The organism is Ignatzschineria sp. LJL83 (assembly GCF_054871845.1).
The window spans coordinates 141652-166804 of record NZ_JBTXLY010000003.1; the positions used below are offsets into that span (position 1 = coordinate 141652).

At 39.5% G+C, this 25153-nt stretch carries 21 protein-coding genes and 1 pseudogene; 15 read left to right on the forward strand and 7 right to left on the reverse strand.

The features are described 5' to 3' along the window. Positions 1 to 10: 10 nt before the first annotated feature. From ACYSN2_RS03450 to ACYSN2_RS03470, 5 genes are all read right to left on the reverse strand, one after another. Positions 11 to 1186, reverse strand: a complete 1176-nt coding sequence (locus ACYSN2_RS03450; protein WP_461748859.1) for a M20 aminoacylase family protein — start codon at positions 1184 to 1186, stop codon at positions 11 to 13. Between the two features lie 184 nt (positions 1187 to 1370). Continuing rightward, complete coding sequence (locus ACYSN2_RS03455) at positions 1371 to 2696, reverse strand: M20 family metallo-hydrolase (RefSeq protein ID WP_461748860.1); 1326 nt, start codon at positions 2694 to 2696, stop codon at positions 1371 to 1373. Positions 2697 to 2933: 237 nt separating this feature from the next. Then, positions 2934 to 4961, reverse strand: a complete 2028-nt coding sequence (locus ACYSN2_RS03460) for a TRAP transporter permease (protein ID WP_461748861.1) — start codon at positions 4959 to 4961, stop codon at positions 2934 to 2936. After that, positions 4951 to 5490, reverse strand: coding sequence for a DUF1850 domain-containing protein (locus ACYSN2_RS03465; protein ID WP_461748862.1), 540 nt, complete (start codon positions 5488 to 5490; stop codon positions 4951 to 4953). Before ACYSN2_RS03465 ends, ACYSN2_RS03460 begins: the two co-directional genes overlap by 11 nt. Continuing rightward, the gene (locus tag ACYSN2_RS03470; protein ID WP_461748882.1) at positions 5471 to 6451 is read right to left on the reverse strand and encodes a TAXI family TRAP transporter solute-binding subunit; all 981 of its coding nucleotides are present in this window, start codon (positions 6449 to 6451) and stop codon (positions 5471 to 5473) included. The genes ACYSN2_RS03465 and ACYSN2_RS03470 overlap by 20 nt, the downstream gene beginning before the upstream one ends. A 479-nt stretch (positions 6452 to 6930) precedes the next feature. Here ACYSN2_RS03470 and holA point away from each other — a divergent pair, with 479 nt between their 5' ends. Both holA and scpB read left to right on the forward strand, forming a co-directional pair. Beyond that, positions 6931 to 7968, forward strand: a complete 1038-nt coding sequence (holA, locus tag ACYSN2_RS03475; protein WP_461748863.1) for a DNA polymerase III subunit delta — start codon at positions 6931 to 6933, stop codon at positions 7966 to 7968. Positions 7969 to 8318: 350 nt separating this feature from the next. Beyond that, positions 8319 to 8897, forward strand: a complete 579-nt coding sequence (gene scpB, locus ACYSN2_RS03480; RefSeq protein WP_461748864.1) for an SMC-Scp complex subunit ScpB — start codon at positions 8319 to 8321, stop codon at positions 8895 to 8897. Between the two features lie 23 nt (positions 8898 to 8920). Here the strand turns inward: scpB and ACYSN2_RS03485 are convergent, their stop codons facing one another. Beyond that, on the reverse strand, positions 8921 to 9160 hold the full coding sequence (locus ACYSN2_RS03485) for a hypothetical protein (RefSeq protein ID WP_461748865.1): 240 nt from the start codon (positions 9158 to 9160) through the stop codon (positions 8921 to 8923). Between the two features lies 1 nt (position 9161). Continuing rightward, positions 9162 to 9704 (reverse strand): annotated as a pseudogene (locus ACYSN2_RS03490) (DUF2247 family protein). A 185-nt stretch (positions 9705 to 9889) separates the two neighbouring features. On the opposite strand from ACYSN2_RS03490, the gene ACYSN2_RS03495 reads away from it, so the two are divergent. The 13 genes from ACYSN2_RS03495 (at position 9890) to ACYSN2_RS03555 (ending at position 24282) form a co-directional block, all read left to right on the forward strand. Further along, entirely contained in the window at positions 9890 to 11179 is a 1290-nt protein-coding gene (locus ACYSN2_RS03495; RefSeq protein ID WP_461748866.1) for a lipoprotein-releasing ABC transporter permease subunit, read from the forward strand. Further along, entirely contained in the window at positions 11172 to 11867 is a 696-nt protein-coding gene (lolD, locus tag ACYSN2_RS03500) for a lipoprotein-releasing ABC transporter ATP-binding protein LolD (protein WP_461748867.1), read from the forward strand. The genes ACYSN2_RS03495 and lolD overlap by 8 nt, the downstream gene beginning before the upstream one ends. 240 nt (positions 11868 to 12107) lie before the next feature. Continuing rightward, positions 12108 to 12779 carry a DedA family protein gene (locus ACYSN2_RS03505; protein WP_461748868.1) on the forward strand — a complete coding sequence of 224 codons (672 nt, stop codon included), beginning with the start codon at positions 12108 to 12110 and terminating at the stop codon, positions 12777 to 12779. A 171-nt stretch (positions 12780 to 12950) separates the two neighbouring features. Then, positions 12951 to 14207, forward strand: a complete 1257-nt coding sequence (gene rho, locus ACYSN2_RS03510; protein ID WP_461748869.1) for a transcription termination factor Rho — start codon at positions 12951 to 12953, stop codon at positions 14205 to 14207. 150 nt (positions 14208 to 14357) lie between these two features. Then, positions 14358 to 14600, forward strand: coding sequence for a type B 50S ribosomal protein L31 (locus tag ACYSN2_RS03515; RefSeq protein ID WP_461748870.1), 243 nt, complete (start codon positions 14358 to 14360; stop codon positions 14598 to 14600). 225 nt (positions 14601 to 14825) lie between these two features. Then, a complete protein-coding gene (locus tag ACYSN2_RS03520) occupies positions 14826 to 15854 on the forward strand; it encodes a quinone-dependent dihydroorotate dehydrogenase (protein ID WP_461748871.1) in 1029 nt (342 codons plus the stop codon). A gap of 154 nt (positions 15855 to 16008) precedes the next feature. Beyond that, on the forward strand, positions 16009 to 17286 hold the full coding sequence (locus ACYSN2_RS03525) for a citrate synthase (protein WP_461748872.1): 1278 nt from the start codon (positions 16009 to 16011) through the stop codon (positions 17284 to 17286). A 110-nt stretch (positions 17287 to 17396) separates the two neighbouring features. After that, positions 17397 to 18680 carry a phosphopyruvate hydratase gene (gene eno / locus ACYSN2_RS03530; RefSeq protein ID WP_461748873.1) on the forward strand — a complete coding sequence of 428 codons (1284 nt, stop codon included), beginning with the start codon at positions 17397 to 17399 and terminating at the stop codon, positions 18678 to 18680. 230 nt (positions 18681 to 18910) lie between these two features. Beyond that, on the forward strand, positions 18911 to 19360 hold the full coding sequence (locus ACYSN2_RS03535; protein ID WP_461748874.1) for an SUF system Fe-S cluster assembly regulator: 450 nt from the start codon (positions 18911 to 18913) through the stop codon (positions 19358 to 19360). 34 nt (positions 19361 to 19394) lie between these two features. Then, the gene (sufB, locus tag ACYSN2_RS03540; RefSeq protein WP_461748875.1) at positions 19395 to 20852 is read left to right on the forward strand and encodes a Fe-S cluster assembly protein SufB; all 1458 of its coding nucleotides are present in this window, start codon (positions 19395 to 19397) and stop codon (positions 20850 to 20852) included. Positions 20853 to 20939: 87 nt separating this feature from the next. Beyond that, the gene (sufC, locus tag ACYSN2_RS03545; protein ID WP_461748876.1) at positions 20940 to 21713 is read left to right on the forward strand and encodes a Fe-S cluster assembly ATPase SufC; all 774 of its coding nucleotides are present in this window, start codon (positions 20940 to 20942) and stop codon (positions 21711 to 21713) included. Positions 21714 to 21723: 10 nt separating this feature from the next. Next, a complete protein-coding gene (locus ACYSN2_RS03550) occupies positions 21724 to 22806 on the forward strand; it encodes a SufB/SufD family protein (RefSeq protein WP_461748877.1) in 1083 nt (360 codons plus the stop codon). Positions 22807 to 23064: 258 nt separating this feature from the next. Then, a complete protein-coding gene (locus tag ACYSN2_RS03555) occupies positions 23065 to 24282 on the forward strand; it encodes an aminotransferase class V-fold PLP-dependent enzyme (RefSeq protein WP_461748878.1) in 1218 nt (405 codons plus the stop codon). Positions 24283 to 25153: the final 871 nt, after the last annotated feature.

The window sequence follows — 25153 nt, forward strand, 5'->3', positions numbered from 1 at the left end:
AATAATGCTATTATTCAGAATAAGAACGTACCAATTCCACGAAAAAGCTTGCGCCTAATGGTGTAATTGCATCATTAAAGTCATATTTACTATTATGTAATCCGACATTTTGATGCTCGGATTCGCCATTGCCGATAAAGAGATAGCATCCCGGCACTTCTTCTAGGAAAAAGGCGAAATCTTCGCTAGTCATCTGCTCTTTAATATCGAGTTTTACATTCTCTTCGCCCACTAAATCTTGCGCAACTTCGATCGCACGCATTGCTTCCGCTTCGGTATTAAAAGTCACGGGATGACTGATTTCTCCATATTTGAGCGTGGCTTCCATGCCGAAAGCTTTGGCGATATTGGGCACTAATAGTTCAAGTTTTTGCTTAATATCCTTACGAACCGCTTTGTCGTGAGTTCTAAAGGTGCCGGACATTTCGGCATAATCGGCAATCACATTTGTGGTATCGCCACAATGAATTTGCGTAATGGAAACGACGAGGGAATCTGTGGGATCAATGGTTCTTGCCACTAATCCTTGAATCCCTTGATAGATATGCGTTGCCACTAACAGCGGATCTTGCGTGTTATGAGGCTGCGCTGCGTGCCCGCTTTTTCCTTGAATAGTAATAAAAATACGATCAGAGCTCGCCATAATACTTCCCGGTTTGATGGCAAATTTTCCGGCTTGTAATGTGGGCCAATTGTGCATTGCGTAGATGGCATCGAGCGGATAACGCTCCAATACTTTCTCTTTAATAACCATGGTTTCAGCGCCGCCTCGTCCTTCTTCCGCAGGTTGGAAAAAGAGTACGACTTTGCCGGAAAAATGACGATGTTTCGCTAAATATTTGGCAGTCATTAAGAGCATGGTTGTGTGCCCATCATGTCCGCATGCATGCATTTTCCCATGATGCTGGGATTTATGATCAAACTGATTCTCTTCTTGAATGGGAAGGGCATCAATATCGGCGCGTAAACCGATGGTTTTTCCCGGTTCAATCCCTTTAATGGTGGCAATCACGCCGGTTTTTGCAAAAGACGTATCAATCGTATCAACGCCGTAAGATTCGAGATATTCGACAATCTTTTTCTGTGTTTGCAGCTCTTCAAATCCCAGTTCTGGGTGTTGATGAATATTTTGGCGGATCTCTGTGGCTTCCATCTGCCATGATTGAAGCGTTTCTAAAGGTGTCATTGTGAATCCTTTGCATAATATCCGGATTTGCCGGCATTTATGGTGATTTTAAATGGGAATAAAGTGGAAAAGGAATTCATCAGATCAATCAGATTAATAGGATCAATCAGATGAATGATTAAATCGGATTTAATGAAATATTGTTTTTCATCATTTTCGGTAATTTTTTACTGTTCCTTTGAATTTAGCGAGAGTTTGCCGGAAGCGCAAGTGTCAAAATAAGGTTCAAGAATGCGCGGTAACCATTTTCAATGGCAATATCGCTGCTAAATTCTTGATCGTTATGACTAATGCCGTTCACGCTGGGAATAAAAATCATGAGCGTTCTCGCAACCGTTGCCATGAAAGCAGCATCATGACCGGCGCCACTTGTCATCAATTTGTAGCTCAAACCCAATTTTTTCGTAATTGTTTCACATATTTTTGCAAGCGATAAATCAAGCGGTACAGGTTCAGTTTGTGTCATCCATTCTAAAGTGAAATTGGTCTTTTTCTCAGTAAGCGCCCGTTGTAATCGTTCGATAAATTGATGTGCAAGCGCATTATCGGTGGTACGAATATCAATGATGATTTCACATTTTCCCGGTACTACATTCATGGCATTGGGGAAGTTGCGGATATTGCCACAGGTTGCGACAAAGTATTGGGGATTTTCGGCGCTGTCAGAGGAAATTTCTGCGGAGATCGCTTCGGCAATTTTTTGAGTTTCGAGAATGCCGTGAGAAGCCATCACAAGCGCATCTTGTCGTAATGACATTGGCGTTGTGCCGGAATGATTACTTGTGCCCTCAAAAGTAAGCTTAATGCGATTAATGCCGACAATGCCGGTCACAATACCGATATCAATATTGAGCGCTTCCAAAACAGGACCTTGCTCAATATGAAGCTCAAGGAAGATATCTTGATCTTCATATTGATCGTTTGAATGGCTTGTATGACTATTTTCCGGCATTTGAGTATTTGCGGAAGATTCAGAAGAAATTAATGGCGGTAAAGTCGGCAATTGTTCCGGATTTCCGCCCATTCTTGAAATGGCTGTTTCAAGACGTTCTTTTGTATCAGGATGTGAAAGGGCAAGATGATCTTTCGTGAGCGCGCCGGTTAATGCTCGGCTTCCGATACAAGAGATTCCCCAATCGGAGGTTTCTTCGGCGAGGAAATCAATAAACTCTAAGGTTTTTACCGGCGTAATATTGCGAGAAGTGAAATAGCGCAGCACTTCTAAGCCGGCAACAACGCCTAAAATCCCATCATAAGCACCACCGCCGGGAACGGTATCGCTGTGCGATCCAAAATAGATTCTGGTATTCGATTCGCCTTGTAATACGGCTCGTAAATTGCCGGCATTATCAATAAAAGGGGAAAGTCCCATCGCTCTGAGTTCAGCAATTAACCATTCCCGACCTTCCAAATACTTCTCTGTAAACGCTCGGCGCGTGAAGGGAATGTTGGGTTCAGTAATGGTTTTTAGGGTTTCAATGTCTTGTAACATACGATCAATATTGGGCATTTTAAGGCTTCCTTCTATAGTGAAATCGGTTTAAGAAAGAGTTATGGCAGGATAGGAGCTGATATGTGGCTGGATCGAAAGCTTGCATTCTTATTAATATCCCGCGCCAGCGAGAAGAATCCCTAATAAATTTTCTTTCCCATTGTGGCTCAGACTAAAACATATTAAAAAAGGTTTCATCCAATATAGATGAAACCTTCTGTTTGGTATTACTACTATTTAAATCCTCAAAAAAACTTAAGCTAATGAAGCATTGGGAAGCTTATTAATCAGTTTTAAAGGGATTTTTCGGCTATTAATAACCAGAATCGCAACCACGATGATAGAACCAATAATATCTGTCGTTGTTTCAGGAATAATGAGCATTAATGCGCCGGCAGCTAAGATAATTCTACCAATGGCACTGAAGCCCGTTTTGTAATATCCTTCCACGGAAGCACTCAACGCAATAATGCCAATAATAGACGTAATTGTAATACTGATAATGTCGAATAACGGTGGCATTGGGAATTCAGTTGCATTCATCGCTAAGCCGGTTGTATCGATCATTAACATCGCCGGATTATAGACAAACATAAACGGTACGATAAAGCCGGCAATGGAAAGCTTGAGCGATTGCCAGCCGGTTTTCATCGGATCTCCGCCGGCAATTCCAGCTCCCGCAAAGGATGCGAGCGCTACGGGCGGCGTAATATTGGCAAATAGCCCGAAGTAGAACACAAAAAGATGCGCCACAATCGTTGGAATTCCGATATTCGCTAATGCTGGAGCTGCGATGGTTGCCGTGATGATATATGCCGGAATCGATGGTAAACCCATTCCTAATACCATGGAAGCTACCATTGTGAGAAGAAGCGTAATAAATAACATACCTTCGCCAGTTCCAGTAATGGCGCCGATGAGATCGGTTGCTGCTGACGTTAAGCTTAATACGCCGATCACAACACCGATGACCGCACAGGCTGCCATCACGGAAAGCGATTGTCTTGCACCATCTTCTAAGGCTTCAAAAATGTTTTTGATGCTCATGCGCGTTGTTTTACGGAATTGGCTCACGACAATGGCGATCGCAATGGTATTAAATGCCGCATAAGCGATCGGCATATTATTTCCAAGGAAATAGACGAGCGCCACAATGGGTAATAGAAGATGACCACGCTCTTTTAATACTTCTTTGATGCGTGGTAAATCTGCTTTTGGAATCCCTTTGAGATCATCTTTTCCGGCTCTAAAGTGAACTTGGGCAATCACGCCTAAATAGTAGAGAAGTGCCGGGAAAAGTGCTGCTAAGGCAATCGTGCCGTAAGAAATACCGGTGGTTTCCGCCATGATAAACGCACTTGCGCCCATGATTGGCGGTAAGATTTGTCCGCCCACAGAAGCACTCGCTTCAACGGCGCCGGCAAAGTTTTTGCTGTAACCCACTTTTTTCATCATCGGAATAGTGAAAACGCCAGTTCCTACAACGTTCCCCACCGCTGATCCGTTAATACTTCCCATAAAGCCACTGGCAACAACGGCAACTTTCGCAGGTCCACCTTGTTTATGACCGGCAATCGCTAATGCTAAATCGTTGAAAAGTTGTCCCATTCCTGATTTATTCAAGAACGCGCCAAAAAGGATAAAGAGGAAGATAAAGGAAACAGAAGCACCGACGGCAGAAGAGTACAAACCTTCCGTTGTAATGTAGAGATGGCCAAAGATATCGCTGAGATCAAACGGACGTGTTTGCAGGATTCTTGGCATAAAACTATAACTACTAATAAACGGATAGATCAGGAAAATCGCCGCTAACGTTGGCAAAATTAATCCCATCACTCGGCGAGCGGCTTCCATGACTAATGCAATGGTCATAATAGAGAGCACGATATCGGTCGTATTGGCAATTCCGCCACGAACCGTTGCAATCGAATTATATTCTCTAAACAGATACGCTAAAGAAACAAACGAAAGCACAACTAAAATCCAATCGTACCAAGCAACCTTATCTCGGCGCTGCGTTCGATATGCCGGATAAATTAGAAATACCAAAGCAATCCCCACAGCCACGTGTGTTGCACGATAGAGAAGCTCCGGCATTGGGTTGTAAGTTGTCCATAAATGGAAGAGAGAATAGAAAATTGCAAAACAAGAGATGAAAATACGAAGATTTTTACTGCTAGGCGTTCTAACAATAGATTCTCGATCAAATTTCTCTAAAATCTGTTCCGTATCTGCCGGAATAGTTTCTGCAATATGATAGGGTTCGACATTATTACGACTCATGACAGTTCCTTGTGAATACACGTTGCCAAAAATTGAAAGGTTGATTGCGAATTTGAATCTCGCTGTAGCGATCAAATTCTCGATAGATTTCCCATGGATTTCCTTGAGGAGAATCATTAGGAAGATTATTGGGAAGGAGAATGGTGGAATAAACTTCATGATCGATTACCCAGTTTATTTCAGGCATAAACTGATTAATCTGATAATGAATCATGGAATCATTGCTCTCGATTACTTTTCCATCGTGGGGAACGCCGGCACCAAACGTTTTAAATTGCGTTTTAGTTAAGAGAAAACCGGCATCTTTCCGCTCATATTGTTCAATCCATGGCGTTTTATCCACAGAGTGAATCCAAGAAAGTGCAAATTGTGGGTTTTCGATCTTACATTGAAAGCTGGGCGTGATGATCAGCGTAAGTCTTTGGGAAGATCCCATTAAGCTGATTAAAAGCAATAAGGTGGTACATAGTACCACCATCATTGTTACGAGAGAGATGGAGGAAGCGTGCTTATTTCGCCGCTTGCTCATCGTAATATTTTTTTGCGCCAGCATGGAGCGGTGCGACTAAACCCTCTTGTGCATCTTCAAGCGAAATTCCTTTTGCCGCTTGGTGCGCATTAGCAAGGTTATCTAAGTTCTCGAAGAATGTTTTTGTGAGTTTATACACATCTGCTTCGCTCATATCTTTACGTACAACGAGTGCATTCACGATCATTGCCGTTGGAATCGGCGCATCATTACCGTAAGTGCCGGCAGGAATTTCTGCTGAAAGGAAATATGCCTGATCTTTTGAAATCTCATCTACCATTGGTTTTCTGATCTCAACGAGTTGCAGATCATATCCTTGCTGAAGTTCCATAATCGATGCATTTGGTAAACCACTTGTTAAAACTGCTGCATCAATTTTTCCGCCGCGAAGCGCATCAACGGCTTCAGCAAAACCTAAGTAATCCACTTGCAGATCATTATAAGTAATGCCGTGACCTTCTAGTAATGCGCGAGCATTCATCTCTGTACCGGAGTTTAAGTCACCTACAGCAACGCGTTTTCCTTTGAGATCATCCATCGTTTTAATCCCGGTTTTTTGGGAAGTCACGATTTGTACATAGTTTGGATAGAGTGCCGCAACTTGTTCAACATTCTCGATTTTTTTCGGGAATGAACCTGTGCCGGCAACCGCTTGGCTTAATACATCGCTCATTACTAAGCCCATTTCCGCTTTACCTTGATCCACAAGATTCACGTTTTGAATAGATGCACCGGTAGATTGTGCTTTTGAGTTCACATCATAGGTTTTGGAATAGATCTGACCAAGCGTTGTTCCGATAATATTATAAGGACCAGATGATCCGCCGGTAACAATCGTGACATAACGCGTATCTAACGCTTTATCATTATCCGCACTTTCTGCTTTATCATCGCCACAAGCGACTAAAACCGTTGAGAGCGCAGTAATCATTAATAATTTTTTAAGCCCAAATTTATGCATCATGCAAATTTCCTCCAAAAGCGTGTCATATAAAGTTGTATAAGATTGTTAGGATTCTTATATTTTCGTTTTTATTTATTATTAGTATTCTGCTTATTTGTAGCCTAAAGAATGAGGCTTGTATAGTGTTTTCATTGTAAAAAACGAGAACTTTCAGAAGAGTTGCATGCAAGACTTAGGCATTATGCGCTTTTTCATAAAATACGAATATTTACCATTTTTGATAATAAACCATAAATATTTTGATATTTACGGGGTTTCGTTAGTTTTCCGGTTGCCAAAACACAAAAGGATTCGATTATAAAAACGGATCGAAAGAAGATATTGGAGGATAATTGGCGAAAAAGTAAGCCTTTAAAAGTAAAGCATTAACCGTCAGTTCCTCAGAAGAGGTATACTAAAGACCATCTGTTTTCATCAGTTTTTATCTGATTCATATTGTTTGATTGTTGTTGTCGTTTGGTTATTAAAGGATCCTTATGCGCTTAAACTCCTACGAGGTTGTTCCGGCATTAAAGAAGCATTCATCGAAGATTGCGGCGTTGTTAGTTGCCGGCGATGAGCCTTATTTGTCGTTAAGTCTTGCAGATCAGGCGCGTGCTTTCTATCGTGAAAATGGCTTTCAAGAGCGAGAGTTATTTGAAGTCGATGGCAAGTTTGATTGGGGAAATTTCACGAACGCAACGCAATCTCTATCGCTCTTTTCAGAGCAAAAAATTATTGAACTGCGTTTTAATAATTCACCGGACAAAAAAGCGCAAGGAATCATAGAAGCCTATTGCGAGAATCCTATTGAAGATATTTTCTTGCTGATTTCCGTGCCGCAACTCAAAGCGGCACAACAAAAAACAAAATGGGTCATGGCGATTGATAAAGTGGGTATAGTTTCAATTCTCTATCCGCCTCGTGTGCATGAATATCCCGGTTGGATTTTTAATGAAGCGAAAATGCGCGGATTAAAGCTTGATAAAGATGCCGTAGATTTGTTAGCGCAAAATAATGAAGGAAATCTCTTTTCTGTGGTTCAAGAACTCGATTATTTAGCGCTCTATTACGGCGATAAAGTGATTTCTGCCGAAGATTTACGAAGCGCTTTAACGCAGAGTTCAAAATTTATCGCTTTTGATCTGAGCGATGCGATTTTATCCGGCGATATTGCCCGAATTAACCGCATTATTACGGCGTTTGAAGAAGAGGGCGAAGCGGCAACATTGGTAAATTTCTTGTTACAGAAAGAGATCTCACTATTAGGAGAAATGTTACTCGATTTGAATAATGGGCAAAATATGCAACAGGTTCTATCGAAAGTTTGGCGCAATAAACAGCCTCTGTATCAGCAAGCACTTTCTCGTTTGAATCTTCGAGCGTGGAAAAATGCCATGAAAATGGTGGTACAAATCGATGAAGCCATCAAAGGGCAGATCAAAGAGAATCCATGGAATGCCATTCGCCGAGTGGCTTTTGCGCTTTCAGGACAAAGATTGCTCTCATTAAGTGCCGTTCCTACGATAAAATAAACGATTCGTTATAAATGCCTTATGGATGGTTTATGGAATGCCGGTAATTAGTTTCTATCAGTTATTTTTTATTTTATTTACATTCATCGATGAAGCATTTAAAAAGCGTGATTAAAATAGCGGTAGAAAATCCTAGAAGCCTATAACTGCGGGCGAGAGATTGATAAAAGCATGCAAGCATTCCCTCCCGCCACAAATCAGCTTATATATGAGCGCATGAGATTAAACGAATAAACGATTCAGTGAATAAACTTCGGGTATCACTTTACATCGCAATTCAGGTATTATTCATATCCGACCTCAATACCGATTTATTCAATAGATTCCCTTCAACAGATCAATAGATAAATATGCCACAGCACGAATTAACAACGTTATTGGAAGCCATTTTAATGGCATCAGAAGTTCCGCTTTCTCTCAAAGAGATCTTATCGATTTTAGAAGAGGAAGATTATGCCGAGAGCGATATTATTAGAGCGCTGTTTGAATTAGAAACTCGCTATCAAGAAGCTGCCGGCGGCATTGAACTTGTGGAAGTGGCTTCTGGTTGGCGCTTTCAAGTGCCGGAACGTTTCTCTGCGTGGGTTGGGAAATTATTTGAAGCAAGACAGCAACGTTATAGTGCGGCATTTTTTGAAACATTAGCATTAATTGCGTATCAGCAACCGGTTACTCGCGGCGATATTGAGGCGGTTCGTGGTGTAACGGTGAGCAGTAATATTATTAAAACCCTTGAAGATCGGGAATGGATTAAAGTTGTGGGCCGAAAAGAAGTGCCGGGAAGACCGATGTTATATGCCACAACAGAACAGTTTTTAGATGACTTAAATCTCAAATCCTTAAAAGAATTGCCGGCATTACCGGAATTAGAAACGCTCTTTAAGGAAGTTGCGATTGAAGAGAGTCAGCAGGAATCGCTAGTGATTTAATAATTTCCATTACTTATTTATGATTATGATGCCCAATCAGTATATTCAACCCATACCCGATCTCTTTTATGAGTAATTAATACTTTCATGATTGCTCTTTGAGATATAGCCCCATGCCTATCGTGGGGTATTTCTTTGGTAATAATCACTTTGTAGTTTTCTTTATGAATCACGTATTCTCCAATATGGTTATCGCTTTTAAATTGGTATCGGACAGATTTACGATCTTCTGCAATTTTTGTGATTTCAATATAAAAAGCCATTTTAAAACCTCTCAAGTAATTTTGTGCTAGTTGTTTGAAGATATTTCTCCCAGTTGTAGTAAAGAAGCTCTTCAGAGCCAGTTTCTCCACTTATAGGCATATATCGAACGATATTTTCGATGCTATCGGGGTAATCGAAATTAGCATAAAGTTCTTCTACAAATGATAATGGATCATTTATTTCATTTTTATAATGAAAACATAATGTTAATAGTAGATATAATCATGTTTCATTTTCTTCAAAATGAGAGTTATCATTGAACATTAGCTGATTTAATAGATTCTCTATTTTATAAAATTCATCTTTTTGTAAACATGCTAATTCAAAATGTTGGCTACTTGAGTGATTAGTTAAAGTTCCTAAAGCAAACTGAATCAAATGTGTATCCTTGATAAATTCTTTTTGTAAGCCAAAATACAATTCTTTCCATGTAATCCAAGGCGCATAAGTTATTAAAAACTGATTATTTAAATATTTGCTTATAATTTTATTCATTTTTCTGATGATGGATCTCTGACAATCATATTCTGACATACAACTCATTATAATAATCAATTATTTACAAGTATCTTTTAAACAGTTTTTGTTTTTAAAACCTGTATTTACCGCTTATTTTTAACATTGAAAATAATGACAATTCAAAATTGTATTTAAAATTTAGAAAAAGCTTAATAATGTGTTTGATTCCTTTATACTAACTTTCTTACTTAACTATAGAATGAGTGATTATGTTCAGACCTTTACCGCTCTTTATCGGCCTGCGTTATACGGCTGCTAAACGGAAAAACAACTTTATTTCCTTTATCTCTTTTGTTTCAATCGGCGGCATTGCACTCGGTGTAATGACCATGATTGTGGTTCTTTCTGTCATGAATGGATTCCAAAAAGAGGTTGCCGAACGTAGTATTGCGATGGCGTTTCATAACCAAATTTTAAATGATCAAACGGGATCAGTGGAAAATTGGGAAGCCATTATGGCGGTTGCCTCTCAGGAGGATAATGTCATTGGTAGCGCGCCTTTTATCGAAGGGCAGGGTTTGATTAATTCCTCCGGCACCATGCTTCCAGTACAAATTTACGGGGTTGATCCGGCATTTGAAGAAAATGTATCGCCGGTTGCCGAATCGATTACGGTGTGGAACGAAGCGCGTGGCGAATATGAAGCCGGAACATTCGATATCCTCAATGAAACCCCATTTAGTATCTTAATCAGCCGAGATATGGCGAGCCGTTTAGGCGTTGGGATTAATGATTATATTTCGGTAATTACGTCTGATATTAACGTCACGGTTGCCGGCGTTTCGCCAAGAATGAAACGTTTGAAAGTTGTAGGTTTCTTCCGTGCCGGCGTATATGAATATGATATTAGTAATGCATTCATGAATATTAAAGATGCCGGCGTTCTCTATCGTGTGCCAAAAGGTGAAGTGACCGGCGTTCGTTTGAAGCTTGATGATCCGATGAAAGCTCGTGAAACGGCATATTATCTTCAAGTAAAACCGGAGATACTAGAAAATTATACGGTGTATACTTGGGTGAATCAGTTTGCAGCGCTCTTTAAGATGATTGAGATCGAAAAAATCTCCATGTTCCTGATTATGAGTTTAATCGTTGCCGTTGCCGTATTTAACGTGGTTTCCATGTTAGTGATGGTGGTTACGGAGAAGCAATCCGAGATCGCAATTTTAAGAACCTTAGGAATGCCGCCGAGAAAAATCATGGCGATTTTCATGGTGCAAGGCACGTTTATCGGCTTCTTTGGCGCAGCCATTGGGATTGTTTTAGGATTATTGATCGCTATTAATGTTGCGAGCATTGTGAAATGGATTGAAGGATTAGTGGGGAAAACCCTCTTCGAGCCAAGTATTTATCCGATCTCTGAAATTCCTTCAATTGTACTCTTCTCAGATGTCGCAACGATTGCCGGCATTGCCTTTATTCTTGCGAGCTTAGCAACGTTATATCCTGCTTGGAAAGCTTCCAGAACTCAACCTGCGGAGGCGCTTCGTTATGAGTAATATCGTGTTAGATGTGCAAAATATCTCTAAAACTTTTGTCGATCAAAAAGAAGAAATTACGATCTTTAAGGATCTGAGTTTTCAGATTAAAAAGGGTGATCGCATTGCGATTATCGGCTCTTCCGGCGCCGGTAAAAGTACATTAATGCATGTGATTTCCGGCTTAGATAAACCGACAAGTGGCGACATCTATCTCAATGGTCATCACTTTAATCGGGAATCTGAAGCGAAACGTGGGTACCTTCGTAATGAATATTTAGGATTTATCTATCAGTTTCATCATCTATTGCCGGAGTTTTCGGCGCTTGATAATGTTGCGCTTCCATTAGTAATTGGCGGTGCTGATATTAAAAAGGCGAGAGATGAAGCGAGAAGCTTGCTTGATCGAGTGGGATTATCTCACCGTTTAACGCATCATCCCGGCAAACTTTCCGGCGGTGAAAGACAACGAGTTGCCATCGCAAGAGCACTTGTGACAAAGCCTGCGGCAGTATTGGCAGATGAACCCACCGGTAACTTAGATGAAGAGAATGCTCATGCGATTTTTGATCTGATGTGTGAAATTAATGATGAAATCGGCACAGCGCTCATTGTCGTGACGCACGATAACTCTTTGGCGCGTAAAATGGATCAATGTTGGCGCTTGCAAGATTTGAAGCTTCAGCCGATTGATCGAGCAGATATTTAAATAGAAGATTTAATAAATAGAAAACTTAAGATAGAACGCTATTTTTATATAGAGATGAGATATGCCGGCATTTTCCGGCATATTTTTGTGATGAACTGTTGCAGAAATGGATTTCGAAACGGATTTTTTGATGATACTTTTTTAATCTGAGATCACGATTGGTTTCATCATAATGAAATGATGTTTAAAATTTTTCTAACAATACTATTTCCCTAAAACAGGATTTTTAAGAGGTTATAAATGGATTGGTTGATGCAAATCATCGATGTTTTTTTACATGTAGATGATTATTTAGAAGTGATTGTGCAAAATTATGGGTATTGGATTTATGCAATTTTAATCTTAATCGTATTTTGTGAAACGGGTTTAGTCGTTACGCCATTTTTGCCGGGAGATTCTCTACTGTTTGCCGCCGGCGCATTAGCAGCGATTGGACTCATGAATATCTGGATTCTCTTTTTCACATTATTAATTGCCGCAATTGTGGGTGATGCTGTGAATTATCAGATCGGAAAAACCTTAGGAACCAAGCCGTTTAAAGAAGATGCGAAGATTTTTAAACTGAAATATCTCCAAAAAACGGAAGAGTTTTATGAAAGACATGGCGGAAAGACGATTATCTTGGCGCGTTTTATCCCGATCGTTCGTACCTTTGCGCCATTCGTTGCCGGCGCAAGTACCATGTGTTATCGCCGTTTTGGTTTCTATAATATTACCGGAGCACTTCTTTGGACAAGCAGTATGCTTGGTGCAGGATTTTTCTTGGGAACGATTCCGATTGTGCAAGAGAATTTCTCGCTGATTGTTTTAGGAATTGTTTTTGTTTCAGCGCTTCCTGTAGGGATTGAAATTTTAAAGGCAATTGTCATGAAATATCGAAATAAAGTTGCGCAAATAGAAGATAAAGAATAGACTTTTACAGATTCTTATCTTTCTACCATTTCTATATTTTTTGTAAGCCAAGTAACTTTGATGGCTATTTGAAGAAATGCGTGGGCGGTCGTTACGCCCAATTCCCACAAAACAATCTTATGTGCTAAGTGAATTTAGAAAACCTCCCTATACTTTGAATAAAATTACTTTATGAATTTAACAGAATTAAAACAGAAAACCGCTCAAGAACTAGTAGCAATCGCCGAAGAATTGAATATTCAAGGTTTGATGCGTGCTAAAAAACATGAACTGATCTTTGCGATTCTCCAAGAACAAGCCGACAAAGGTGGCGAAGTCATTGGTGATGGCGTATTGGAAGTATTAAATGATGGCTACGGATTTTTGCGTGGCGTAGATAGCTCATTCTTAGCAGGACCTGATGATGTGTATATCAGTCCATCTCAGATTCGACGTTTTAATCTTCGTACAGGTGATACGGTTTCTGGCGTGATTCGCGCACCGAAAGATAATGAAAAATACTTTGCGCTTGTGAAAGTGAACGAAGTGAACTACGAGCCGATTGGTAAAAATCGCCGTAAAATTGCCTTTGAAAACCTCACACCCATCCATCCTGATGAGCCATTAAAAATGGAGCTTGGAAATGGATCAAGTGAAGATATTACGGCAAGAATGATTGATATTATTGCGCCGATTGGAAAAGGTCAGCGTAGTATGATCGTGGCACCGCCGAAAGCCGGTAAAACCATTATGATGCAAAATATCGCACAATCGATTGCGATTAATCATCCGGAAGCATATCTCATTGTGCTTTTAATTGATGAGCGTCCGGAAGAAGTGACAGAAATGCAACGCTTAGTAAAAGGTGATGTTGTAGCATCCACCTTTGATGAGCCAGCTCTTCGTCACGTTCAGGTTGCAGAAATGGTGATTGAAAAAGCACGTAGATTAGTAGAGCACGGCAGAGATGTGGTGATTTTACTCGATTCAATGACGCGTTTAGCGCGTGCTTATAACACGGTGGTTCCTTCTTCAGGAAAGGTTCTTTCAGGTGGGGTAGATGCGAATGCACTTCATCGTCCGAAGCGTTTCTTTGGAGCTGCGAGAAATATCGAAAATGGCGGAAGCTTAACGATTATTGCAACGGCAATGGTGGATACGGGTTCGAAAATGGATGAAGTCATTTTCGAAGAGTTCAAAGGAACCGGTAACTCAGAGATTCAATTAGATCGCCGTATTGCAGAAAAACGTATCTTCCCGGCATTGAATGTTAACCGCTCAGGAACACGTCGTGAGGAATTACTCATGAACCCTGAAGAGTTACAGAAAATGTGGATTCTTCGTAAGTTAATCCATCCGATGGATGAGATTGAAGCGGCAGAATTTATGCTTGAGCGCATGAAAGATACAAAAACAAATGCTGAATTCTTCCAAATGATGAAAGGTTAGTAGACGAAAGGCTGCTGAAAAATTTGCAAAGAATGGGGGTTTGCAGTAAAATCCCCATCTTGATTATTTTTTAATGCAGTAAACTTTTGATTGACGAATCTTAAGAGCATTTAAAGATAGGCCAATAACATTAATTAATGGATAAATATTATGTCAAAAGAAAATCAAATCAACTATCGTCCAGTTGTATTCCAAGATGCATCTAGCGATTTCGCAATTTTAACTCGTTCAACAATTTCTACTAAAGATACAATCAAATGGGAAGATGGTAATGAGTACCCATTAGTGCGTATGGAAGTTACTTCTGCATCACACCCATTCTTCACAGGTCAACAAAATATTCTTGACGCTGAAGGTCGTGTTGATCGCTTCCGTAAAAAATACGGTCGTTAATTTCCTGAACGGGAAAATTGATACATTAAAAAAGCATCTCCTATTGAGATGCTTTTTTTTTAGATGTTTTTCCGGTGCTACCTAGCAATATCTATTATAATCAGACAAATTTTTATTCATTATTTTCTATATACACTTCACATACACTTTCTTGTATATTTTCTTGAAAGCACACATTACAACGCTTACTTTTACTCAATTTCTACTTACTAAAGATCAATCCTTATGTTTAAGTCTATTATCCAAAATCTGTTATTTAAAATGGATCCAGAAAAATCTCATTCTCTCTCTTTTACCGGCATTCGTCTTTTTAATAAAATTCCTTTTTTACAGAAAACGATGATTGATTCAAAAGTATTGGACGATCCAAGGCTAGAAAGAGACGTGTTCGGATTAACATTTAAACATCCTGTAGGATTGGCCGCTGGATTTGATAAAGATGCCAAGATCTATAAAGAGCTTGGAAGCTTAGGATTCTCATTTGTGGAGATTGGCACCGTGACGCCGAAAGGTCAGCCCGGCAATCCGCCGAAACGTCTCTTTAGATTAGTAGAAGACTCGGCCATCATTAATCGAATGGGGTTTAATAACGATGGCGTAGATGCTGTAAAACTGCGTCTATTAAAGCGAGATCACGGTTTAATTATCGGTGGCAATATTGGGAAGAATAAAGTTACGCCTAATGAAAATGCCGTAGATGATTATTTAATCTGTTTTGATGCGTTATTTGATGTGGTGGATTATTTTGTGGTGAATGTGAGTTCTCCAAATACACCAAACTTACGAGATTTACAGGAAAAAGAACCGTTATTAGCACTTCTCAAAACGCTCCAAGCTAAAAATTTAGAATATTCACACCCCAAACCGATTTTACTCAAAATTGCGCCGGACTTATCAGAATCTCAATTGAAAGAGATTGTGGAAATTGTGGATGAAGCACATATTGCCGGCATTATTGCGACGAATACAACCATTTCCCGTGAAGGTTTAATCTCAAAAGACAGAGATGAAATGGGCGGATTAAGTGGTGCGCCCTTAACGCAAAAATCTCTTGAGGTTGTACGCTTTTTAGCAAAAGAGAGCGATGGACGCTTTCCAATTATTGGTGTCGGCGGAATTATGAGCGCTGAAGATGCTTTAAATCAATTAGATGCCGGCGCTTCTTTGGTGCAATTATATAGCGGATTTATTTATGAAGGTCCGAAATTAATAGAAGAAATTAACCAAGCACTATTGGCTCGATTAGAAAATTGAATTGGGACTTAACGGGTAAGGCTATTTTAAATTATCATTTTATGTACTAAGATGAGCGGATAACATTATTTATCTCAACTTTGAGTTTTTTTATTAATAAGACTAATGTGGCGCATTATTTAAAAATGTAAAACAACGGTCGGAGGAATGTAGTATGAGTACAAAAGATACTGTTACCTTTAGAAATAATAGAACAGGTCATGAAGCTGATTTTCCTATTTTGGATTCAGTGTATGGCAATTCTGTTATTGATATCGCAAAATTGAACAATGAAATGTCAATGTTCAGCTATGACCCAGGTTATGTATCAACAGCAAGCTGTGAAAGTGCGATCACTTATTTAGATGGTGATAAAGGTGAATTGCTCTATCGCGGTTATCCTATTGAACAATTAGCAGCACAAAAAGATTATCTTGATGTTGCTTACCTTCTTTGGAACGGCGAACTTCCGAACGAAAGTGAATCAAAAGACTTTAAAGAAATCATCATGACGCATTCTTTAATGCATGAAAACATGAAAAGTTTCCTCCAAGGTTTCCGTTACGATTCACATCCAATGGCAATGTTAGTAGGTTCAGTTGCGTCAATGGCAGGTTTCTACCATGACAAAATGAACATCTATGATCCAGAACACCGCATGATCATTGCGCATCGTTTAATTTCAAAAATGCCAACGATTGCAGCGGCTGCTTACAAGCATGGTAAAGGTCAGCCAATTCGTTATCCACGTAACGATCTTTCATATGCAGGTAACTTCTTGCAAATGATGTTCTCTACACCTTGTGCAGATTATGAAATTGATCCAGTTGCAGAAAAAGCAATTGACGTTCTTTTCACACTTCACGCAGACCATGAACAAAATGCTTCAACGTCAACAGTACGTTTAGCAGGTTCATCAGGTGCAGATCCATTTACAGCAATCGCATCAGGTATTGCATCACTTTGGGGACCTTCACACGGTGGAGCGAACGAAGCGGTATTAGTAATGCTTGAAGAAATTGGTCATGTAAGCAATATCGATAAATATATCGCTAAAGCAAAAGACAAAAATGATCCATTCCGCTTAATGGGCTTCGGTCACCGTGTTTACAAAAACTTTGACCCACGTGCACGTATCATCAAAGGTATCGCTGACCAGGTTCTTGCAAAATATGGTAATGATCCATTAATGGAAATTGCTGTGAAATTGGAAGAAATTGCACTTAAAGACGAATACTTCGTACAACGTAAACTCTATCCAAACGTAGACTTCTACTCAGGCATTATCTATAAAGCATTAGGTATTCCAGTAGAAATGTTTACACCAATGTTTGCAATCGCGCGTACAAGTGGTTGGATTAGCCATTGGGCTGAGATGATCGGCGATCCAAACATGAAGATTGGTCGTCCACGTCAACGTTATATTGGTTCAAAAATCCGTAACATCAAATAAATTGATTGAACCTCAAGTTGATCTTTGAGCGATTACGATAAATAATAGAAGGTGTAGCTATTTTGTAGCTGCACCTTTTGCATTTTTATAACATCTATTTGGAGAAATTTATGTCTGCAATTAACTCGATCATTGCACGAGAAATTTTGGATTCACGTGGCAATCCGACAGTTTGGGTACAGGTTACTTTAGAATCTGGTATTAAAGGCGAAGCAGCAGTACCAAGCGGTGCATCAACAGGTGCTAAAGAAGCGGTTGAGCTTCGTGATGGCGAAAAACGTTACGGCGGTAAAGGCGTATTACGTGCATGTGAGAATGTAAATGGCGTAATTGCAGAAGCACTGAAAGGTGTTGATGCAGCAGATCAAAAAAATGTAGATGACATCTTATTAAAATTAGATGGAACAGATAACAAATCAAACCTTGGTGCTAACGCACTTTTAGGTGTGTCATTAGCAGTAGCTCATGCTGCAGCAAATGAGGCAGGTTTACCACTTTATGCATATCTTGCAGATCGTGAAACTTACACATTACCAGTACCAATGATGAATATCGTAAATGGTGGTGCGCACGCAGATAACTCTGTAGATGTACAAGAATTCATGATTCTTCCAGTAGGCGCTTCTTCATTTGCAGAAGCAATTCGTTACGGCGCTGAGATTTTCCATGAGCTTCGTAATGTATTGACTGAAAAAGGTCTTGCAACAGGAGTGGGCGATGAAGGTGGTTTTGCGCCAAACTTGGGTTCTAACGAAGAAGCGTTAGAAGTAATCATGACTGCGATTAAACGTGCAGGTTTTGAGCCAGGAAAAGACGTTTTTTTAGGTCTTGATATTGCGGCATCTGAATTCTTTAAAGATGGAAAATATGTTTTAGCATCTGAAAACAAAGAATTCACTTCAGAAGAATTTGCAGCATTCTTGGAAGATTGGGTAAATCGCTATCCTATTATCACGATTGAAGATGGTATGGATGAAGAAGACTGGGCGGGTTGGGATGCGCTTACTAAGAGAATTGGTGATCGTGTACAAATCGTTGGGGATGACCTTTTCGTAACGAATACAAAAATCCTACAAAGAGGGATTGAAGAAGGCATTGCAAACTCCATCTTAATCAAACCAAACCAAATCGGTACATTAACTGAAACAATTGATGCGATTAACATGGCAGATGATGCAAATTATACTGCGGTTGTTTCACATCGTTCAGGCGAAACTGAAGATACAACTATTGCAGATATCGCAGCAGCATCTGTGGCAACACAGATTAAAACAGGTTCACTTTGCCGTTCAGACCGTGTTGCAAAATACAATCGCTTAATCTGCATCGAAGCAGAATTAGGGGATAAAGCAGTATATGCCGGTAAAGATGGTTTTAAAGCAGTAAAATTTTAGTGAACAGACTGAATAATTTAGTGATTTTTTAGAACTCTAATGAGTTTTAAACGCTAAATGTAAAGAAAGTAATATGGCTTACAGCATCATAAAGTCATATTACTTTTTGCTTTTAAGCTTTTAAAAAAAGCTATTAAGTCACTAAATTACAGCGATTACTAAAACAAATTTGAATTAGGACTAATATAGTACTATATTAGTCCTATATTTATTTTTAGAGAGTCTTTACATTGAGAATTACCCGAGAAACAGATTATGCACTTTTAGTGTTAACAAAACTCGCTACTGAAGAGGAGCGAATGAGTGCATCCACATTAGCCGAGATCTGTGGCTTAAATGTTTCGCTTGTGGGAAAGGTTTTGAAGTTGCTTGTAAAGGCAGAACTTCTAACTTCCACACGAGGTGTTTATGGCGGGTATAAACTACATAAAGATCCTGAAGAGATTACGCTCGTAGATGTGATTGTCGCAATTGAAGGTCCAATGGCAATGAATGCTTGTAATGATCTTGAAAACCCTTGCGATAAATCTCATGGATGTAATTTAGCACCGCACTGGAAAGTGATTAATCAGAAGTTATATGAGAGTTTTTCCAAAGTAAGTTTGCAATCTCTTTTAGGTTCCCCCAATGATTTAAAGGTAGATATTAATTTATCTAACACTTCTTCGAAGCCTCTGTAAAACCCACTTTAGTAAATGATGAGAATGATTGACTATGACAGCAGAAATCACAGAAAAAGATAGAATTGAAGCGCTTGCTGGTGAAGAGTATAAGTATGGCTTCACGACAGATATCGAGCAAGAAACCCTTCCACCTGGATTGAATGAAGATGTGATTCGCCAAATCTCGGCAATCAAAAAAGAACCAGAATGGTTATTGGAATATCGTTTAACGGCATATCGTGCATGGCTTGAGATGGAATCTCCAGATTGGGCGCATTTAAATGTTGATCCTATCGATTACCAAGCGATCTCTTATTACTCTGCGCCAAAATCAATGGCTGATGGTCCTAAGAGTTTAGATGAGGTGGATCCTGAGCTTCTTTATACTTATGAGCGTTTAGGGATTCCTCTTGAAGAGCAAAAAATTCTTGCCGGCGTTGCCGTTGATGCAGTTTTTGACTCTGTATCTGTTGCGACAAGTTATAAAGGTCGTTTATTAGAGCAGGGCATTATCTTCTGTTCTTTCAGTGAAGCGGTACAGGAATATCCTGAGCTTGTGAAAGAGTATTTAGGAACGGTTGTTCCACATGATGATAACTACTTTGCGGCACTCAATGCTGCAGTATTTACAGATGGCTCATTTGTCTATATTCCAAAAGGCACGCGTTGCCCAATGGAACTTTCTACTTATTTTCGTATCAATGCTTCAAACACAGGACAATTCGAGCGTACGCTCATTGTTGCTGAAGAGGGAAGTTATGTATCTTACCTTGAAGGTTGTACAGCGCCTCAACGTGACGAGAACCAATTGCATGCGGCAGTTGTGGAGTTAGTTGCGAAAGAGAAAGCGAGCATTAAGTATTCGACGGTTCAAAACTGGTATCCCGGCGATGAGAATGGAAAAGGTGGAATCTACAACTTCGTAACGAAGCGTGGAATCTGTGATGGCTTCCAATCAAAAATCACTTGGACACAAGTAGAAACAGGATCTTCGATTACTTGGAAATATCCAAGCTGTATCTTAAAAGGCGATGAGTCTGTAGGTGAGTTCTACTCGGTAGCGCTTGTGAAAGATCGTCAACAAGCAGATACCGGCACGAAGATGATTCATATTGGTAAAAATACTCGTTCAACCATTATCTCTAAAGGGATTTCAGCGGGATATTCAGAGAACTCTTATCGTGGACTTGTTCGCATCGGACCAAACGCAACAGGATCACATAACTATTCACAGTGTGATTCACTCTTAATGGGCGATAAATGTGGTGCGCATACATTCCCATATATTGATGTTCGTAACTCAAGCTCAAAAGTAGAACATGAAGCATCTACTTCTAAGATTTCAGAAGAGCAACTATTTTATTGTCAGCAACGTGGACTTTCCGAAGAAGATGCCATTAACCTTATTGTGAATGGTTACTGTAAGGAAATCTTTGATGAATTGCCGATGGAATTTGCCGTAGAAGCGCAGAAGTTAATTGAACTTCGCCTTGAGGGCAGTGTGGGTTAATCAACACTCACGAAATGAATCTTGGCTTTGCCGGCAAATGGTCTGCAAAGCTGACACAAAATACAATAATTATATGAGAGCAGAAACATGTTATTAGAAATTAAAGATCTACACGTAGAAATTGATGGTACAGAAATCCTTAAAGGCGTTACATTAGATATCGAAGATGGAAAAGTACATGCAATCATGGGACCAAATGGTTCAGGAAAAAGTACTTTAGCGAATGTGATCGTGGGTAAAGAGGGTTATGAAATCACAAAAGGCGATATCCTTTTTGAAGGAAAAAGCGTTTTAGAGATGGATCCTGATGAGCGTGCTCAACTTGGTATCTTCTTAGGTTTCCAATATCCTGCAGAATTACCGGGAGTGAACAATCACTACTTCTTACGTAGCGCATTAAATGCAATTCTTCGTTCACGTGGTGAGCAAGAAGTAGATGCACTTGAGTTCTATGAATTACTTCAAGAGAAGATGAAAACCGTAAAAATGGATTCATCATTCTTAAAACGTTCAGTGAACACAGGTTTCTCTGGCGGTGAAAAGAAGCGTAATGAAATTTTACAGATGTTAGTACTTGAACCAAAATTCGCAGTATTAGATGAAACGGATTCAGGACTTGATATTGATGCGCTTCGTGTGATCTCAGAAGGTATTAACTCTCTTCGTAATGAACAACGTGGTTTCCTTTTAATTACGCATTACCAGCGCTTATTAGATTACGTGCAACCAGATTACGTTCACGTAATGACAGACGGTAAGATCGTAAAAAGCGGTGGCAAAGAGTTAGCGCTTGAGCTTGAAAAAGATGGTTACGTAGCATTCCGCGGTGAAGAAGCGGGCGGCACACGTATACATAACTAAGGAGAGCTTCATGCTAACAATTTATAAAGAAAACGCTGCGCGGGAGCGTTTTAAAGATACCCCGTTCCGTAAGATATTTTCAGTTGAATGGAGTGCACCTGTTTCACGTGAAACTTCTGCACCTGTAAATGAAACATTGCCGGAAAATGCTGTAATTTTACCAATCTACAATGGTGAAGTGAGTGCGCGTTGGATCAATGATCTCTCATTGCCGGAAGGTGTTTTGGTTCGTGGATCAAGCAATCTTCTTGAAATTCGTATCGTTGAAGGCGTTACAGTAGATCGCCCAATCGTTATCTACAACTTCACAGAGAGCCAAGATACGGCAATCCAAGTAGATTTTGATATTGTTCTCACCGTTGAGAAAGATGCGACAAGTTCTATTCTTTTAGTTGAAGCAGGAAATGGACAATATCTTAATATCGGCCGTATGAATGTGGATATCGCAGAAAATGCAGATGTAGAATTTATTCGTGCAAGTTTAAACAGCGCACAAGCATCGAGCCTTTTTGACTTTACAGCAGAGCAAGCAGCAAGCAGTAAAGTGCATTATATGAGTTATCAAACGCATGGTGATTTAACGCGTTCAGATATTAATCTTCATATGAATGGCGAAAATGCCTATAGCGAACTTAATATTTTAAATATTGCGGAAGGTCGTGAACATATCTCACATGTGATCAATATGGATCATCGTGTGCCGAACTGTGAAAGTAATCAGCAAGTGAAAAACATCTTAAAAGATCGTGCAGAATCGATCTTTGATGCGCAGATTCATGTGTATCAAGATGCGCAAAAAATCAATGCAGATCAGATGACGCGTTCACTTTTACTCAATGATGGTGCAAGAGCATTAACGATTCCTCGTTTGTTAATTTATGCAGATGATGTTCGTTGTACGCATGGTGCAACGGTTGGGTTTATCGAACCAGATCATCTCTTCTATCTTCGTTCCCGCGGAATCTCAGAAGCTGAAGCAAGAACAATTTTGATTAAAGCATATGCTTCAGAGATTTTAGAAAGTGTGAGCAACGAATCTATTCAAGAGTGGTTATACCATCGTTTGGATCAAGATATCGAAACACTTGCATAGTTTTTGTTTCAAGATCGTTTAAGATCACTTGAAAGTAGGTATATCCCTGTTAATTGTCGAAAGCGAGTTGTCGCAATCGTCGCAGAGATATACCTATTTTAGTAAGTAGCTATTAGATATTGGATTTGGATTTAAGTTTGAATTTAAATTTGAATCATCAGTCAAAACTGATTCATAGTGGAAAATCCTCAACGTATCCCCATCATAAACAGAAAGATTTTCATCTATTTCCCCAAAGAAATTTTATAGAGGCCTTGTATGATTGCATTACCTGAAATTCGTCAGCAGTTCCCGATTTTTAAAGAAGAGGTTAAAGGACATCATGTCGCTTTCTTAGATACCGGCGCATCCGCTCAAAAACCACAAGTGGTGATTGATGCTGAAAAAAACGTTTATGAAAAGTACTATGCGAACATTCATCGAGGCGTTTATTACTTTAGTGAAAAATCCACGCAAGAATATGAAGCCGTTCGAAGCATTGCACAGCGTTTTATTAAAGCGGTAGATGAGAGAGAAATCATCTTCACAAAAGGTGCAACAGAAAGCATTAATCTTGTGGCACAAAGCTACGGCAGAATGGTTTTAAATGCCGGCGATGTGGTGATCATTTCTGAAATGGAACATCACGCAAATATTGTGCCTTGGCAGATGATCTGTAATGAAACGGGCGCAACGTTGAAAGTGATTCCCATTAACGATGCCGGCGAGCTTCTATTAGATGAATATGTGGCGATGCTTGATGAGAATGTGAAAATCGTTTCGGTCACGCAAGTTTCAAATGTGCTTGGCACAATTAATGATGTGAAGTTCATTATTGAGAAAGCACATGAAGTGGGTGCAAAAGTTCTGATTGATGGAGCGCAAGGTGCTGTGCATCAGCCACTGAATGTTGTGGAACTTGATGTGGACTTTTATGTTTTTTCTTCACATAAACTGTATGGTCCGACCGGCGTTGGTGTTCTCTATGGGAAAAGAGCCTTATTAGAAGCGATGCCTCCTTATCAAACAGGTGGCGATATGATTGATGTTGTCTCTTTTGAAAAAACGACTTTCGCACCACTTCCTAATAAGTTTGAAGCAGGAACGCCAAATATTGCCGGCGTCATTGCATTCGGTGAAGCAATGAAGTGGGTAGAAAAAGTTGGCTTTGACACAATCGTTAAACAAGAAGATGCATTACTAGAATATGCAACCGAGAAACTCAATGAGATTCCGGAAGTTCGTATTATCGGTACTGCAAAAGAGAAGGCGGGCGTGATCTCATTTGTGGTTAAGGGAATTCATCCACATGATATCGGCACATTGTTAGATCATGAAGGTGTTGCCATTCGAGTAGGGCATCACTGTGCCCAACCGCTTATGAGAAGAATGAAAGTACCGGCAACGGCAAGAATGTCTTTCGGCGTATATAACAATAGTGAAGATGTCGATCGTTTAATCGCAGGATTGAAGAAGATCATTTCCCTTTTTGCCTAGATGACGATATATGTATGAATGCCGGTAATGTTAAAACGAAGAGCTGGAACATTTTGAAGTAGAGAAAGAATCAATACAAGAAGAGCTATCTATAAAGAGTAGGTAGCTTTTTTTGTTTCTATTCTATTTATAGATAGTACTTATATATGAGAGCTAGAAATTTATAGGCATCCGTTATCAGATAGTTCTCAGTTCTTAGAGCTATATAGAACGATATCTGTTGAATGCCACATAAGAGCGTATATATAAAGAGTAGAAGAAGCTAGGAAAGGCGCATATCGGAAATATTAGGTTTGTTTTGGTGTTTTTGAACTATTTTAGGATATTCAGAAGGAGCTCCAAAGACTTTTATATCGCTTATTTGATCTTTTTTGAAAATAATCCGCTAATAAACATTCTATAAATCATGTATTTGAGTTGTTTGCTCAAAACAAGCGCAGAAGTTTACTTGCCAAAAAAAAATAAAGGCGTAATATACACCTTCTTGATTGACGGTAACGTTGAGAAAGGTTCGGAAGGAAGTGGGTTTTGATAGGTTTGTAGTTTGGGCTTATCGGTGAAAATTAGCTTCTCTCTTTTAAGTTTAAGTTCGGTTTTAGAGAAATTTTGAAATTGAATCAGTGCTTAAAAAGAGATCAAAAATAAAATTGACAACTTCGAATCACTTCTGTAATATTGTTCGTCTGCTTAGGGCGGTGAGAGATTCACCGGGCGGTCAACGAGATGTTGATTAGCTTGCTAAACACTAGCTCCTGAAGTTCTTTAACAATTTAATCTTAAGTAAGTTTGTATGGGGGCTTGTATGTTTTTGCGATAGCAAAAAGTATATAAGTCTAACCACGAACAATTCCAGCAACTATTTTTTTATAAT

Coding starts and splice junctions, on each gene's coding strand:
- ACYSN2_RS03450 (WP_461748859.1), bottom strand. CDS start 1,186: ATGACACCTTTAGAAACGCTTCAATCATGGCAGATGGAAGCCACAGAG.
- ACYSN2_RS03455 (WP_461748860.1), bottom strand. CDS start 2,696: ATGCCCAATATTGATCGTATGTTACAAGACATTGAAACCCTAAAAACC.
- ACYSN2_RS03460 (WP_461748861.1), bottom strand. CDS start 4,961: ATGAGTCGTAATAATGTCGAACCCTATCATATTGCAGAAACTATTCCG.
- ACYSN2_RS03465 (WP_461748862.1), bottom strand. CDS start 5,490: ATGAGCAAGCGGCGAAATAAGCACGCTTCCTCCATCTCTCTCGTAACA.
- ACYSN2_RS03470 (WP_461748882.1), bottom strand. CDS start 6,451: ATGCATAAATTTGGGCTTAAAAAATTATTAATGATTACTGCGCTCTCA.
- holA (WP_461748863.1), top strand. CDS start 6,931: ATGCGCTTAAACTCCTACGAGGTTGTTCCGGCATTAAAGAAGCATTCA.
- scpB (WP_461748864.1), top strand. CDS start 8,319: ATGCCACAGCACGAATTAACAACGTTATTGGAAGCCATTTTAATGGCA.
- ACYSN2_RS03485 (WP_461748865.1), bottom strand. CDS start 9,160: ATGGCTTTTTATATTGAAATCACAAAAATTGCAGAAGATCGTAAATCT.
- ACYSN2_RS03495 (WP_461748866.1), top strand. CDS start 9,890: ATGTTCAGACCTTTACCGCTCTTTATCGGCCTGCGTTATACGGCTGCT.
- lolD (WP_461748867.1), top strand. CDS start 11,172: ATGAGTAATATCGTGTTAGATGTGCAAAATATCTCTAAAACTTTTGTC.
- ACYSN2_RS03505 (WP_461748868.1), top strand. CDS start 12,108: ATGGATTGGTTGATGCAAATCATCGATGTTTTTTTACATGTAGATGAT.
- rho (WP_461748869.1), top strand. CDS start 12,951: ATGAATTTAACAGAATTAAAACAGAAAACCGCTCAAGAACTAGTAGCA.
- ACYSN2_RS03515 (WP_461748870.1), top strand. CDS start 14,358: ATGTCAAAAGAAAATCAAATCAACTATCGTCCAGTTGTATTCCAAGAT.
- ACYSN2_RS03520 (WP_461748871.1), top strand. CDS start 14,826: ATGTTTAAGTCTATTATCCAAAATCTGTTATTTAAAATGGATCCAGAA.
- ACYSN2_RS03525 (WP_461748872.1), top strand. CDS start 16,009: ATGAGTACAAAAGATACTGTTACCTTTAGAAATAATAGAACAGGTCAT.
- eno (WP_461748873.1), top strand. CDS start 17,397: ATGTCTGCAATTAACTCGATCATTGCACGAGAAATTTTGGATTCACGT.
- sufB (WP_461748875.1), top strand. CDS start 19,395: ATGACAGCAGAAATCACAGAAAAAGATAGAATTGAAGCGCTTGCTGGT.
- sufC (WP_461748876.1), top strand. CDS start 20,940: ATGTTATTAGAAATTAAAGATCTACACGTAGAAATTGATGGTACAGAA.
- ACYSN2_RS03550 (WP_461748877.1), top strand. CDS start 21,724: ATGCTAACAATTTATAAAGAAAACGCTGCGCGGGAGCGTTTTAAAGAT.
- ACYSN2_RS03555 (WP_461748878.1), top strand. CDS start 23,065: ATGATTGCATTACCTGAAATTCGTCAGCAGTTCCCGATTTTTAAAGAA.